Below are 15,038 nucleotides of genomic sequence, written 5' to 3'. Positions count from 1 at the left end.
ATCACATTCTCCTTTTAATCGTTTTTACAACTTTTTATATGCAATTTTCGTGCCAAAAAGAGTACTTGTTTTTATGTAAAAACAGAATCCCCAAGGAAGAAGGGGATTCTGTTTTAATTATATAACAATTTTTTTATCAGTTTTAATAGTTTCTAACGAACGAGACTTCTAGTTTGTTAGTGTTTACCTAAGAATTCATCTTCTGCATGCGTTTTTTTCTTTTAAGCTGTCTTTTTTTTCTTTCAAAATAACGTTCTTCATGTAAGTGAAAGGTATGTTCAATTTCTTCTAACGTTCGTCCTTTTGTCTCAGGTACATACCTTTTAACAAAGATCATGGCAAGGATGCCGAGTCCGACAAATATAAAAAAGGTTGCTGATAAACCAATAGCAGCAAAGAGAACCGGAAATAGCAGGCCAACAAGGAAGTTCATGGTAAATAAACAGAAAATAGACATCCCCATGGCTAATCCTCTTAAATGCATGGGGAATATTTCAGATTGCATTAACCATGTCACCGGAGAAACCGCTCCTTGTTGAAACCCAAGAAATAAGACAGTCAATCCTAATATAATAAACGGAAGTACGGCATTTTCTTTCAGAGTCATTGAAAATATGCCAATTAAAAGAAGGGAGGTACTTGTCCCTAATAATCCCGTGAATAGCATTTTTCTTCGTCCGATTCTATCAAGTAACGCTATCCCGACAAAAGTGGCGAGAACAGAGATGACACCATTGGCAATGTTACCAATTAAAGCGGCACCTGTTGAGAACCCTGAATCCTTTAATATTTCTGTTCCATAATACATGATCGAGTTGACACCCGTAATTTGTTGAATGACAGCAATACCTATTCCAATAAAAATGATTCGGCGTACAAAAGGGAATTTCAAATCTTTAAAAGTGGCCTTTTTGATTTTTGATTCTTCCTCAATGGCTTGTTTGATTTCGTTTAATTCAAGCTCTGCTCTTTCTTCTCTGCGTACTTTGCGTAACACATTTAGAGCTTGCCCCATACGCCCTTTTGCGGCCAACCAACGGGGACTTTCGGGGACGATTAACATTCCTAACCATAAAAAGACGGCAGGGAGTGTCGCAATAAAAAGCATGTATCTCCAAACATAACCTGATTCGCCAAAAGTATGAGCAAGAATGGCATTAAAAACATAAGCAAATAATTGTCCAGAAACAATCATTAATTCATTTTGTGTGACGTGCCGACCCCTTCGTTCAGCGGGGGCCATCTCGGCTAAGAAGGCTGGAACCGTAACAGAAGTAGCTCCTACGGCTAAACCTAGGACCATCCTAGACATGACCATTATTGGTACATTAGGTGCAAATGAACAACCAAGTGTTGCTATTAAAAACACGCATGCGACACTTATGATTGTTTTACGACGTCCTTTTCGGTCAGACAATCTGCCTCCTAAAATAGCGCCAAAAGCAGCTCCAAACAGTAATGAACTCGTGACAAGACCTTGTGTAAACGGTGTCAAATCTAATTGATCTTGTCTTGACATATAGGGGAGAGCCCCATTAACAACACCCGTATCATATCCATACAAGAGCCCGCCAAAAGTCGAAACAAGCGTGATCAAACGTAAAAAGGTTTTCTGAGAAAATGATTTTTTTGATGTAGAACTTTTTTTGTTAATGGTTACAATTTTCCCATCATCTGAATCTTCTTTGCTTTTCATGTTATCGTTTCCTTTCCGTCTAATTTCGTACTTGAATCTGCATGCTTATGAATTTATAGCCAACAGGATAATGGTGTGTATTCACCTCATACCCTTCTCTTTAGCTCATAAACCAAATATTTACAACCTGCTAACTAGGTAATTAATCCTAAATTTAAAATATGATTGATATTAAGTTGAAAGTAATAGTAAGATAGAATTATATCTTAGCAAACTTATCGAAAGGTAAGGACGCAAAGCTACGAGTCTAAAATCTATGTGAGTAGATCAAGATCGTCGGGTTGCACCAAAAATATCATATATATTTTTTGTGTAATCAGCGCTTTCGGTGCTGATTTTTTTAATGTCGTGTCGTGTAAATAATTTAGGGGGAAAAAGATGAAGAAGTTTAGTATGATTTGTTGTTTAGCTATTTTAGTTATTTTAACTGCATGTTCTAATCCAGGAGATAAAGAGGTGGATACGATACACCAATTATATGAAGCTGCCACAAATAGTGATGCCAAAACATTTGTACAAATCGCAGGGCATGCTGAAGGTTTCCCAAATACACAAGAAGAAATTCAAGAATCAATGGACTTTCTAAATGATACAGTTCAGGAAAATGGAGGGATAGAAAAACTTCAACTCAAATACCTTCCATTAAATACATTAAAAGCTTCCGTTAAATCAGAGATTATTGATGAATATGGTGAAAATACTCGTTTAGTGGCTGATAAACAAAATGATGATTATTATGTAATCTGGGTCTTATCAAAAGCTGAAAATCAATATCACGTGTTATATCAAGAAGATTTTAGTAAAGATACAATAAAGGCTATGCTTAAAAATGGTCAATAAATGACCGATATTAAATATTGGACAAATATAATAATTGAAATGAGGGGATTTTGTGTTTTGTCAAAAATGTGGAAGTGAAAATGATGAAGGAGCAAAGTTTTGCGCCACGTGCGGAAATCAATTAAGTAACTTAGAGAGAAGAACCGAACAAAGAACAGAAACGGCATCAACCGTAGAACGAAAAGAAATTACGATTAACTCCGAAGTGTTTTCAAATTATTGGTCATACATAAAAAGTACATTGAAAGCTCCAAGTCAAATTTCAAATGACTTTAATAATGGACTGATTACTTTAATTTTATTTGCTCTTTTCTTACCGATTTCGTTAGTTGTCTTTGTGAACCATACGGTTAAACGATTAAGTTTTGGCTTTTCACCGGTTTCAAACGTGCTTGGTTTTGGTGACGTTTTAAAAGGAGCCATTATTACGGCTGTTATTATCGCCTTATATGCTTTGATTATATTCTTAACTTTGAAAATTGGAAAACTATCAATCTCTTATAAAAATATTGTTGCAACGCTAGGTCATATGAATGTTCCCATCATGCTATTGTCTGCCGTGCTGATTATTGCTCCGTTCGTCGGAATACTTGCCTATGTTTTTATCCTTATCCTTTTATCTATAGGTATGCAGCTAGCCAACATCTTAACCATCTATCGATTTTCCAAGGGTGCGAAGGTGGATTCTCTGTACCTTGCGATTATCTGTCAAGTTATCTTTAATATTGTTGTATTCGTCATACTTAAAGAATTTGCATTAGAAACCATTGAAGAATACAGTAGCTACTTTGATGTTTTTTAATAAAACTTGGAAAGTGAGGACAAATGAAAATGGCCAGACATTGTACAGAGTGTGGGCACACTCTTCCAGATAACGCACAATTTTGTACAAATTGTGGGAAAAAAATAGGTGAAGAGACTCGCCAGGAATCCGCTTCACAAGAAGTCATTCCTCAACCTCCAGCCTCTCGCATATCATCTGAGAGACAAGGGTCCCGAAAGACATTTAGAATTAAAAAAAGAGTCTATATTCCTATTTTAGCTGCGGCTATTGTTCTAATTACATTATTTTATGTAGGTAAGTCGTTGACTAATCCAGAACGTACTGTAGACGCTTTTGAAAAAGCAGTAAGAGATGAAGATGTGGCTTCTTTAGCGAAGTTAATTCATACCAATGAACAATCAAAAGTAAATGAACCGCAAGTGAAAGCGATGCTTGCTTTGTTTAAAAAAGAACCAGAAATATATACAGATGTGATTCATTCTTTAGAGAGTGCTGCTAAAGAAAAAGATAGTCAAGCTGTCGGTTCAAGCCTATATTATCTTAAAGCAAAAGGTAAAAAATTTCTTATATATGATAAATATCAAATCACGACTCAAGCGGTACATCCAAGGGTGAGAACAAACTTAAAAGGGATGGAAGTCGGCATTGAAGGATTGAAGAAGTCTCAGAAAGCCAGTGAAGCTTCTAGTGAATCTCCACAGACTGTGGTATTAAATGCCGTTATTCCGGGATTGTATACAGTCTATGGAAAATCAGATCATTTGAACATGACAAAACAACTTAGTGTTCGTTCTTCTCAAGCTAGTGCTGATTTTTCTGGTGTTTATATTCCCATTCACAGTAACATTATGAATGCTGAGTTGTATGTGAACAATGAAGCGACAGGTAAAAAAATATCTGAAATCGGTGAATGGGGACCTTTTAAAAAGGATGATGAACCTTCTTTTTATGCCGTTTATACGGTAAATGGTAAGTCAATTCAAACCAATCGTGTTGATATTTCGAATGATGATTCAGATTATGATAGTGTTTCACTTGAATCAGCTGAATCTAATGGTATTGATCTTACCTTTTCAGAAAAAGAAGACAGTTCTGAGTTTTACGATCTAGACCCGAATGACAATCAAGCGAATACAGAATTACTTAAGACATACTTTGATGGTTACTTTAGTGATCTGGCATCAGCTGTAAATAGTGGTGAAGCGGATGATTTTGGGGATTACTTTGAGACGGGTTCAGCATTTTATAAAGAACAGACCGATGCAGTTAAGGAATTTTATGATAAAGGTATTGAAGAATCGATAAATAATTATGATATTAATCGTATTAGTGCGGGTGAAGATGGAACTTATACGGTGAATGTATCTGAAAACTGGAGTGAAACCATTCCTAAAGAAGATGATGAATTTTCATATGAAGATAAGGATTTTTCAATTGAAACGAATTACAAAATCAAAGAAGTGGCTCCAGGAGAGTTAAAGATCGTTGGAGGAGAATTAGTCAAACGGACAACAGATTAAATTTTTATGAAAACTGCCGATTCAGTCATACAAACTGATTTAGCAGTTTTTTTAGGTTAAGAAATAGAATTTAACAGAAGAAGAACTTACTGTAGAAGAATAAAGAGACAAAGGTTTAAAATAAGAGACATTAATAGGCTGATTTAGAGATACAGAATTAGATATTTCTTACGAAGGGAAACGATGTCATGACGATTACCTTTATCGTTCTTTTTATTGTTATATTTATAGTATTCTTGTTTTATAAATTCTTTAGAAAGCCACAAGAACAAGTTAAAGCAGCCCCTCTCCTGTTTAAGTCCATCAATATAGGTAATGCCTTAGACGCCCCTCGTGATTTTCCTTGGGATGTTGAAATGAAATTAGACTATTTTAATAAAATTAAAGAAGCTGGATTTGATACGGTCAGACTACCTGTTCGTTTTTCGGATTATGCCAAAAATAATCCAAACTATTGTTTAGATGAGCCATTTATGAAGTATGTAGACGAATGTGTGACTCATGCATTGAATTTGGATTTAACGGTCATTCTCGATTTGCACCATTTTGAAGAAATGATGCAAGAGCCAAAGGCCTATCACGAATGCTTTCTCCGAATTTGGGAGCAGCTTTCTGTTCGTTATCAACATTATTCTTCAAGACTCATTTTTGAAGTGTTAAATGAACCGAAAGATCAACTAGTGGGGGAGTTATGGAATACCTACCTTGCCGAAGCCATCGCGATTATCCGCCAAACAAATCCGATCCGACGTATTATCGTTGGTCCGGATAACTATTATACGCTGTACCGATTAGACGCCCTTCGTTTACCTAAAGACGATCACTTAATTGTTTCTATTCACTATTACGAGCCGATCGAGTTTACTTTTCAAAGCAATCCCTACCTTGGTTACCCCGAGGTACATGATTTAGTGTGGGAAGGTACTAGTAAAGAAATAGCTTATATAAAAGATAGATTTAAGAGTGTGGAAAGATGGGCGGATCAACATCGAGTCCAAATTTATTTAGGTGAGTTTGGCGCTAATAATAGGGCGCCTTATTCCTCACGTTTACGATGGACTAAGGCGATTCGTGAACAAGCTGAAGAATTAGGATTTAGCTGGGGATATTGGGAACTTGCTTCTCATTTTGGAATTTATAATGCTAAAACAGGAGAGTGGGACAAAGAGATGTTGAAAGTCTTGCTAGAAAAAAGGTTCGGTGATCGAAAGTAGGCCAAACTCCGAAAACGATCATTCTCCTGCTTTTTCACCACCTTATAACTCGAAATCTGTCTAACTATTTTGTGTCATGTTCAAAGAATAGTTTATTCTAGCTGTCATATAATTCAATGTGAGCAATCCCACCTTAACGCTAGTAAAGACCCCCACCTCAAGATTTTTGAGTTTTGAAGGAAGGGTGGCGGGGGATTAACTGCCCGTAAAGGTCCGATTGGTTCAGGCTGACCATCAGTGGGGATGACGCAGGCTAAAAACCAGGCGTCCTGTCGCAACGCCTGCACTAGCACATCCTGTGCGTCGAAAAGCCCCCACTGATGGAGTATATTTTTTATAAAAATATGAAAGCGATTCCAATTTCTGAGGGGGAGTAAGATTAATGAGAAGAAAAAAACGGAGTTTACTAGTTCTTTTACTCACTTTTGTCCTTATTCTGACAGGTTGTGGTGCTGGAGGCCAAGATAGTGATCAAAAATCTTCAGATAAAAAGGTCAAAATTGTTTTTTCACAAGGGAAGAATAATTCAAAATATGTGCCAGATTTGATTCGAGCCTTTGAGAAGAAACACCCAAACATTGATGTCGAGTTTCGAGTTTTACCTTCTTCTTCAACTTCGCAGCATGATGCTTATGTAACAGCTTTAAATGCCAAATCCTCTGAGTATGACGTGATCTCAATGGATGTTGTTTGGCCAGCAGAATTTGCTCAAGCGGGATATGTATTGCCTCTCGATCGGTTTATCCAAAAGGACCGTATTGATATGGGTGATTATAACAAAGGTGCGGTGTTGGCCTCTAATTTTAATGGAAAACAATGGGCCATGCCGCGTTTTGGCGACGCCGGTGTCCTGTTTTACAGAAAAGATATCATTCCTCAAAGTGAAGTTCCAAAAACATGGGATCAATTACAAAAAGTGGCTGAAAAATATAAAAATAAAAATGGTTTGCAATATGGTTATTTAATGCAAGCAAAGCAATATGAGGGACTTGTTTGTAATGCGGTTGAATTTATTGCGTCGTATGGAGGCGAATTTATTAACCGAAAAGGAGAAGTGGTGATTAATAGTCCTGAAGCCATCAAAGGGTTACAGAAAATGGTTGATATTGCTCATTCTAATATTGTCCCAGGGAATGTTAACACCTTTACAGAGGTTGAATCACATACGGCCTTTGTAGAAAATGAGTCACCATTTATTCGAGATTGGGCTTATTTATACGCTTTATCAAATGATAAAACACAATCAAAAATTGTAGGTAAAGTGGGCGTTGCTCCCCTTCCTGCAGGTGATAAAGGCTCTGTTTCTGCTTTAGGTGGGTGGCAATTGGGGATATCAAAATTTTCAAAGCATCCAAAAGAAGCCTGGGAATTTGTTAAATTTATGACAGGAAAAGAAGGTCAAAAAATGACAGCCATTAAGATGGGTAATGTCCCAACCTTGACATCCTTATTTCAAGATAAAGAAGTGTTAAAAGCAAACCCATTCTTTGCAGATAAAGGTTTTCAAGCGGGTTATGCTGCTGCTGTTCCAAGGCCAGTAGCCCCGAATTACCAGGAGATTTCAGATATCATTCAAATTGAAATCTCAAAAGCCATTAGTAAAGAAAGAACTCCTAAGCAAGCCGTTGAGGAAATGGAAAAACAAATTAAAGCCAAATTAGTGAAATAGTGATTCTCGAAAAGTATTTGAAAATACATGTTAATAGAGGTTAACATTTTTCTAGAACGTCTAAATGTGGATGATCCCCTATTAGGCGTTCTTTTTTTGTTGGCAAATATTTAAAAATCATGTGTTTCAAGGAAAGGTTTCTTTCTTACACTGTAAGAAAGGCCTCTGTCTGCGTCTTATCGGCAAGTTTTTTTTACCCTATTAAATGTTAATTGGGACAAGATTACCTCCAAAAGATACAGAATCGTTCATTGATAGGGAAATTACACTAAAGAGATGATCACTATTTCATATTAATTAATATTGGTATTTTTCTTTATCGATCCTTGCCAACTTCCCGTAAGTCATATTTTACCTACGCGGATCAGACAAAACCATGTTAGATAAATCCTTGTCTCCATGGATCCCACCTCTCCCGTTGGTATATTTCAGATAATTGTATTTGTTTCAGGAGCAAACTACGGCCTAATGAATGACTTTTGCACATCTCAATGTGCAAAAGTAAAACAGGATGATAGCGTTTACTTTGCTATTTGGTTCATATAATAAAAACATGACAGGGGGGAGCTCCACTGTTAGATCAACGTTCTATTCAGTTATTCGAAGACATTTTATCAGAAAGGCATATCACAATTAAACAGTTGGTATTGCAAACGGGCTATTCACGCAAACAAATTTATTATGATTTAAAGAAGATTAATCAGTGGTTAGATGAGAATCAGTTGCCACCAATTGTCACTCAACGGTCTCATGGTTTGTATATTGAACAGGCAGTAAAGGAAAGAGCTATAAAACTATTATCCTCTATGAAACATGTAGATTATACTTTGTCGCAAGAGGATAAAGTGTCCTTTATACTAGTTAGTTTGTTCATTAAACCAGACTATCTATCGATGCACCATTTTATCCATTCATTGATGCTAAGCAAAAGCACGGTCACTTCTGCTCTAAAAGAAGCGGGAGAGGCTGTGAGAACTAACAATGTAGAAATTGGCTACAACAGACAGGAAGGTTACCATTTTAAGGGACATGAATATGACATTCGAAATGTTGTGATGCAAGTAATAACTAAGATGGTGCAACACCAAAACGGTTATGACTTATTAAAGAAGATTTATGAAGGGAATAGTCCAAGACGATCCTTTGATTCATCTTATGCTCAGGTCCATCGAATCTTAAGGCAAGTTGAAGAGCAACTCGACATTACGTTTGTCGAAGAGAATATGAAAGAGCAAATGATCTTTTTAACTTTTTTATTTTTACGGATTGAAAAAGGGAATACCATACACATTTCATCGGATATTAAGCACGCTTTAGGTCAATCTCCTTTTTCATATACCGCCCAAAAACTTCTTAAGAATGCTGGATTAGAAACGGCAGCCGATGAATGTGTTTATTTAACATTGCTTCTTCAAGGAATAAATATTAAGGAAGATAGTCGGCAATACCAAGAACCTAATCAAACTTTGATTAATCAACTTATCAATGAGATTATCCATGAATTTGAAAGAATGACTTGTCTTCGTATTCCTTATTCAAGCTGGATAAGAGATGCGTTATATACCCATCTTAAGCCGGCCTTTTATCGAATCAAGTATCAGATTCCAATGACGAATCCTTTTGTTGACGAAATAAAAAAAGAGCATCCAGATCTTTTTCATATTGTAAAGAAATCATTAAGATCATTAGAAAAACAGGTCAATCAAAAGGCTTCAGATGATGAAATTGCTTATGTTGCTTTACATTTTGGCGCTTTTATAGAGACGCAAGGTTTTACCATTCATCGCAAAAAAGGCGTTATTATTTGTCCGAATGGCGTAGGTACTTCGAATATGCTTAAATATCAAATTGAAAATTTAGTGCCTCAATGTGATATTGTTCAAGTTTTATCCGTAAAAGAATTTCATCATACGAATCTCACATCGATAGATATTGTGTTTTCTACCCTATTAATTAATACAGACAAACCTTTGATCGTCGTTAATCCGATCTTAACGGTGACGGATAAACTACGAATTATTCAAGAGGTTGATTGGTATATGTACGCAGCATCACCGAGACAAATAGACAGCCGCAGGATCATCGAAGCCATTCGCCCGTTTGTTTCCATTCAAGATGAAGGTGGTTTGTCTCAAGCTTTATCAAAATTATGTTTAGAACCGCTTGTTCAGATGAAAGGGAGGTATCGACCTGTGTTAAATGAATTACTGACAAAAAACCGTATTCAGATTATGCAGAGGGTAGACTCATGGGAATCTGCCATTCGAGAAGCTGCCAATCCATTACTAGATTCAAGGATCATAGAAGATAGTTACATTGATGCGATGATTGATACGGTTAAAGAAATTGGACCCTATATTGTCATTGCCCCTCGAGTTGCTATTCCTCATGCCAGGCCAGAAAAAGGGGTCAACCAATTAGGAATGGCTATGCTAAAACTTGAGGAACCTATTTCTTTTTCAAGTGATCAAGACGACAAACTTGTTAACTTAGTTATTGTTCTTGCAGCGGTTGATAGCGAAACTCATTTAAAAGCCCTTAGTCAGCTTTCAGAACTGCTAGAAGATGAGGAAAACATAGAGAAAATGATAGCGAGTACAACGGTTGAAGAAATGTATCACCTAATTTCAGCATATAGTTAAAAAAAGGAGTGATGGACATGTTAAATATTGTAACTGTTTGCGGAAACGGCATTGGTAGCAGCTTAATGCTAAAAATGAAAATTGAAGAAATTTGCAATGAAAATGGGATCGATGCCAATGTAGAGTCTTGTGACTTTAACTCTGCTAAAGGAAGACCTTGTGACTTAATTGTCACCGTAGCAGAACTCGCCGAACAATTTGATAGTAACCAAAAAGTAGCTGTAACGAGAAGCTATATTAATAAAAAGAAAATTAAAGAAGATGTTCTTGAGACCATAAAATCATTAAATAGTTAGTAGATAAAGGGGGAATCTAGATGAGCATTTTAACTTCAATCCTTAGCTTTTTACGTGATGTTTTCTCTCAACCTGCCCTGCTTATTGGTTTGATGGCATGTATTGGACTTATTGCTTTAAAGAAACCTTTTCATAAAATACTAACGGGAACCTTAGGACCTATTCTCGGTTATATTATGCTCAGTGCGGGTGCGAATGTTATTTCAACGAATCTTACCCCGCTCGGTAAGATGATCGAAAAAGGGTTTCATATTCAAGGTGTCGTTCCAAATAATGAAGCGATTGTCGCCAGTGCCCAGAAAATTTTAGGTGTCGAAACGATGTCCATTCTCGTTTTAGGTCTTGTTTTAAATATTCTTTTTGCTCGATTAACAAAATATAAATATGTTTTTTTAACGGGACATCACAGTTTCTTTATGGCCTGTCTTTTGTCCGCCGTTCTAGGGGCCTCTGGATTCTCCGGTGTTCAATTAGTCATCATTGGTGGTATCTTCCTAGGTGCCTGGAGTGCCATCTCACCAGCCATTGGTCAAAGATACACATTAAAAGTGACTGATGGTGATGATGTCGCCATGGGCCATTTTGGAAGTCTAGGATACTACTTATCGGCTTGGGTTGGCGCTAGATTTGGCGATGCCAATCACAGTACAGAAAAAATCAATATCCCTGAAAAATGGGGATTTTTACGAAATACGACGATTTCTACAGCGATCACCATGGTCTTCTTCTATTTAGTTGCGGCTATTGCGGCTGGTCCCAAATATGTATCAACGCTTTCAAGCGGGATGTCCCCATTTTTATATGCGGCCATGCTCGGTTTAACCTTTGCCATTGGTGTCACGATTGTTTATTCGGGAGTTCGTATGATCTTAGCTGATTTAATTCCAGCCTTTCAAGGGATTGCCACGAAAATCATTCCTAATGCTGTTCCGGCAGTGGATTGTGCGGTCTTCTTTACGTATGCACAAACGGCGGTCATTATCGGTTTCGTGAGCAGTTTTATCGGTGGCATTATCGGTATGTTAGTGCTTGGCCTTGCGGGAGGAGTACTGATTATTCCAGGACTCGTACCACACTTTTTCTGCGGAGCAACAGCAGGTATTTATGGAAACGCAACTGGAGGTAGAAGAGGGGCTGCTTTAGGGGCTTTTGTAAACGGATTAGCGATCACCTTCTTGCCGGCGTTACTCATGCCTGTTCTAGGTGCACTTGGTTTTGCCAATACCACTTTTGGAGACATGGATTTTGCAGTCCTTGGTATATTAATCGGTCAAGTCGGCCATTCATTCACGACCATGGGTATCTATGCCCTTGTCTTGGCAACACTTATTGTTTTGTTCGTGCCAAACTTTATTAAGACGAAGAGTGCGACACTTAATCACATTGTTGAAGATGAAGAAAATTAAAGGAGGCAGTAAAATGAAAGGGTTATCAATTAAAGTGTTTGCAGATGGAGCAGTGATCGAGGACATGGTAAAAGCTTATGAAACAGGGGATATAAAGGGATTTACCACCAATCCCTCTTTAATGAAAAAAGCAGGTATTCAAGACTATGAAACTTTTGCGAAGGACGTCATTCAAAAAATTCCTGATTTACCTATTTCATTTGAAGTGTTTGAAGATGATTTTGATTTAATGGAAAAAGAAGCCCATAAGATAGCGAGTTGGGGAGAAAATGTCTATATAAAAATTCCTATAATCAATACAAAAGGGGAGTCTTCTGCTCCTTTGATTCATAAACTCTCTAAATGTGGCTATTCATTAAATGTTACGGCTATCTTAACTCTTGACCAAGTTAGAGAAACCGTGGATGCCTTTGAATTAGGAACTAAAAATATCGTTTCTGTTTTTGCCGGTCGAATGGCGGATGCTGGCGTTGATCCTATTCCTTACATGAAAGAAGCCGCAACAATTTGTCATGAAAAACCGGGAACCGAACTTCTATGGGCGAGTTCACGCGAATTATATAATATTTTTCAGGCAGAAGAGTGCGGGGCAGATATTATCACGTGCACCCCAGCTATATTAAGTAAACTTCCTAATATCGGGAAAGACCTTTATCAATTATCTTTGGAAACCGTTCAAGGTTTTAATAAAGATGTGAAAGCGTTGGGGTATTCTGTATTGTAGAACACTGTGTGGGTATAGAACTTTTCATTAACTAAAGTTTTTATCCGAAATACTTTTTATAAAACAAGAGACCAGAAGTTTTGATGTGAGCCCCAAAAGTTAGACCTAAAAATCTAACTTTTGGGGTTCAGTACATCTGATGTTTCTGGTCTTTTTAGTATTTAATTAATTTGATATAGGTCGGAGCAAAATTTGATTAAGCCTTATGTTGTCCTCTAAGGGTCCAGATTTGATACAACATGATGAGAGATTCTAAAATAGTGAGATAAGTTAAAACAATCCAACCAGACATGAGATAAGGCTTTATAGCGGCTTGAGTGGTAGGACTTGTTAATGTATCTCTGAAATGGATGCAAGCGAAAGTTGAAGCCGTGACAAACAAGATAAATAAAAGGACACCTTGAGTGAGTTTACTGCGTGTTTTCCCGGATTCTGCTGCATATTGACTGGCCCATCCATCTTTCTTATTTGCAGAGAGCTTCTCTAGCCAAACTTGTATAAAGGTAATCAAATTCACCCAAAGGTAAATTTCAGGACTTATTAATAGTGTCGCTAAAATCACATCTATTGGTCGATGCATCGGCGTTTTTAGGGCTAGTATCATGTTTAGTAAAGAGGCTAATACAACTGGAGTGAGCCAAATCCAATTCCATGTATATTGATCGGTTGCAAGAGAGAGAGCGAGTAAAGTGACAAATAAGACTCGAACGATAAGGTCAATGAACATTTTAGCTTGCGAACGCCAAAGTCGCCCTGTATGCCGAGTTTTGACTTTGAGATCTTTACTTGTTAATAGATTGACTGTTCCAGACTTCCATTTATTCCGTTGCTCTCTATATGAATGGTAGTTTCTCATTGCATCCACAAAACAACGAGCATGGGGGCTAATCAATGTCTTCCAACCTGATTTCTGAAGTTGCCAAGTCAGTAGCATATCTTCAACGTCGCTTTCATTCTGCCAGGGTCCATCAAGTTTATTTTCATCTACAATGTCTTGCAGGGCTTCTGGCCTGAATAAGGTGGCTTGCCCTCCAAGAACATAGGTGCTCCCGCCGTGGTATTGTAAATCGAGCAGCCAGCTTGCCATATCTTGTTTTTGTTGATGTGTCCACCATCGTGCTAAAGGTCCACCATACTCGCCGCTTGCAATTTTCTCTTCGTAGTGTGTATCGTCTTTTGAGAGCAGGCTTTTCTTTTTCGGCATTCTCATGGTATATTTCGCCATAACGCCGCCAATATTTCGTCCACTCATTAAACCATCCCAAAGATAGGCTAGTGCTCCAGGGGCAAGTCGACTATCGGCATCCATGCCTAATATAGCTTTAACCGATTGTTGATACATCATTTGGTATTCCGTGAGTTCTGTATGATATAAATCTAAAATATCCCCATAAATCCCTTTCCAGGCTGAATTTAAAGCGCCTACTTTTCGTTGTTTGTTATTTTTTGTTACGATCACTTCCACATTTAAACCAAATTCCATTCCCGCTAATTCCGCGACATCTTTGGTGCGGTCTGTACAGTTATCGGCAATAACAAATACATCTAGTTCAACGCCGGAAGGGAGACTCTGATCGCCTAAACCAGCTAAACAATCTCGAATCGATTTCTCTTCATTGTGAGCTGGAATAAAGGCCGCAATTCTAGGTTTCATATAGGTTTTTCTAACACTAGGAATTTCATCAAAATGTGGAATTTGAACCATATAAGGACGACTTGTGTAATTGATCATTTATGTTCCCCCAAGTTCTAAATTAGATCATTATTATTTCAATAGACTGAAAATAAGTGAAAGGCTTGCTTGGGATATGTTAACATGTAGTTAACAAAGGATCCCGTTCTCTTAATTAACACTTAAAGTACGTGTTCAAAAAGGTGACAAATTAGAAGCAAGAAGATCAAGGCGGCGCTGTTTTGAGGACCGGAATGTAGGTTTTTGCTACATGAGGACCGGAAAAACAAGCCAACGCCGAGATTCGTAGCTTATCATTTGGTGACTTTTTGAACAACCTCTTAAATACAACAATTCAATATGGTCGTACTAAACATTGCATGGGGATGCTGAGTTTAGTTGCGAACTTGAATCGTGTTGATTGGACGAATTCTTTGATGAAACTTAATTGTGGAGAGATCGGAAGTCTCTTCACAATTAAGTTTTTTAAATTGTTTTTTTTCCTACCTCCTCTTTTTTATTCCTTGTACCTCCTTCAAATTATCTAAGCAATGGAACGGGTTAAGTCATTGTTT

At 37.4% G+C, this 15,038-nt stretch carries 11 protein-coding genes and 1 riboswitch; of the genes, 9 read left to right on the top strand and 2 right to left on the bottom strand.

Translation table 11 applies throughout. The features are described from left to right. Window positions 1-187 precede the first annotated feature (187 nt). Entirely contained in the window at window positions 188-1,696 is a 1,509-nt protein-coding gene (locus FG390_RS12365; RefSeq protein WP_141191345.1) for a sugar porter family MFS transporter, read from the bottom strand. Between the two features lie 198 nt (window positions 1,697-1,894). Beyond that, window positions 1,895-1,985: riboswitch (cyclic di-GMP riboswitch) on the top strand. A gap of 89 nt (window positions 1,986-2,074) precedes the next feature. On the opposite strand from FG390_RS12365, the gene FG390_RS12360 reads away from it, so the two are divergent. From FG390_RS12360 to FG390_RS12320, 9 genes are all read left to right on the top strand, one after another. Continuing rightward, window positions 2,075-2,536: a hypothetical protein gene (locus FG390_RS12360; RefSeq protein WP_141191344.1), complete on the top strand. Its 462-nt coding sequence runs from the start codon at window positions 2,075-2,077 to the stop codon at window positions 2,534-2,536. A gap of 52 nt (window positions 2,537-2,588) precedes the next feature. Next, the gene (locus FG390_RS12355; RefSeq protein ID WP_141191343.1) at window positions 2,589-3,338 is read left to right on the top strand and encodes a zinc ribbon domain-containing protein; all 750 of its coding nucleotides are present in this window, start codon (window positions 2,589-2,591) and stop codon (window positions 3,336-3,338) included. Window positions 3,339-3,367: 29 nt separating this feature from the next. Further along, on the top strand, window positions 3,368-4,840 hold the full coding sequence (locus FG390_RS12350; RefSeq protein WP_181406489.1) for a zinc ribbon domain-containing protein: 1,473 nt from the start codon (window positions 3,368-3,370) through the stop codon (window positions 4,838-4,840). Between the two features lie 188 nt (window positions 4,841-5,028). Beyond that, window positions 5,029-6,054, top strand: coding sequence for a glycoside hydrolase family 5 protein (locus FG390_RS12345; protein WP_141191341.1), 1,026 nt, complete (start codon window positions 5,029-5,031; stop codon window positions 6,052-6,054). A 382-nt stretch (window positions 6,055-6,436) separates the two neighbouring features. Continuing rightward, entirely contained in the window at window positions 6,437-7,723 is a 1,287-nt protein-coding gene (locus FG390_RS12340) for an ABC transporter substrate-binding protein (RefSeq protein ID WP_141191340.1), read from the top strand. Between the two features lie 647 nt (window positions 7,724-8,370). Further along, window positions 8,371-10,365 (top strand): BglG family transcription antiterminator, encoded by a 1,995-nt coding sequence (locus FG390_RS12335; protein WP_141191339.1) that lies wholly within the window; start codon window positions 8,371-8,373, stop codon window positions 10,363-10,365. Window positions 10,366-10,382: 17 nt separating this feature from the next. Further along, window positions 10,383-10,661 carry a PTS sugar transporter subunit IIB gene (locus FG390_RS12330; protein ID WP_141191338.1) on the top strand — a complete coding sequence of 93 codons (279 nt, stop codon included), beginning with the start codon at window positions 10,383-10,385 and terminating at the stop codon, window positions 10,659-10,661. A 20-nt stretch (window positions 10,662-10,681) separates the two neighbouring features. Beyond that, window positions 10,682-12,067 carry a PTS ascorbate transporter subunit IIC gene (gene ulaA / locus FG390_RS12325; RefSeq protein ID WP_141191337.1) on the top strand — a complete coding sequence of 462 codons (1,386 nt, stop codon included), beginning with the start codon at window positions 10,682-10,684 and terminating at the stop codon, window positions 12,065-12,067. A 13-nt stretch (window positions 12,068-12,080) separates the two neighbouring features. Then, window positions 12,081-12,791 carry a transaldolase gene (locus tag FG390_RS12320; protein ID WP_141191336.1) on the top strand — a complete coding sequence of 237 codons (711 nt, stop codon included), beginning with the start codon at window positions 12,081-12,083 and terminating at the stop codon, window positions 12,789-12,791. A gap of 196 nt (window positions 12,792-12,987) precedes the next feature. On the opposite strand, the gene FG390_RS12315 is transcribed toward FG390_RS12320, so the two are convergent. Beyond that, window positions 12,988-14,445: a glycosyltransferase family 2 protein gene (locus FG390_RS12315; RefSeq protein WP_141191371.1), complete on the bottom strand. Its 1,458-nt coding sequence runs from the start codon at window positions 14,443-14,445 to the stop codon at window positions 12,988-12,990. Window positions 14,446-15,038 lie beyond the last annotated feature (593 nt).

The organism is Terrilactibacillus laevilacticus (assembly GCF_006517395.1).
GTDB lineage: Bacteria > Bacillota > Bacilli > Bacillales > Sporolactobacillaceae > Terrilactibacillus > Terrilactibacillus laevilacticus.
This window is presented reverse-complemented; position numbering and strand designations above follow the sequence as displayed.